Source organism: Psychrobacter sp. GW64-MNA-CIBAN-0177 (genome assembly GCF_040309585.1).
Taxonomy (GTDB): Bacteria; Pseudomonadota; Gammaproteobacteria; order Pseudomonadales; family Moraxellaceae; genus Psychrobacter; species Psychrobacter okhotskensis.
Genome location: NZ_JBEOOY010000511.1, coordinates 1 through 247, shown reverse-complemented (window position 1 = coordinate 247; position 247 = coordinate 1). Strand labels below are relative to the sequence as shown.

Here is a 247-nt window from a genome sequence, read left to right as displayed (position 1 = left end):
AGGTAACAGTGATGAAAACACCCTATATAAAAGCTCTTTTATTGCTTACATTCGGTTTATATTTAGTGGGTTGTTCCAATACCACTTTTTATCATAAATACATGGTGAGAGGTCAGGTAGTAGAAAGTTCTGATAATCGAACTCTAATCTGTATTGGTGCTAAGCATGGCGCAGAGGTTGGGCAAAAATACAGTGTTATTAGATTCCATGAAAGAATAGTATTGAGTGAAGGTGAAGATCCCTACAC

Annotated in this window: 1 protein-coding gene; it reads left to right on the top strand. The window is 36.4% G+C overall.

Translation table 11 applies throughout. From position 1 onward, the window contains the following. Positions 1 to 11 precede the first annotated feature (11 nt). On the top strand, positions 12 to 247 hold a 236-nt coding region (locus tag AAEY79_RS16030; RefSeq protein ID WP_352289684.1), incomplete at its 3' end, for a hypothetical protein.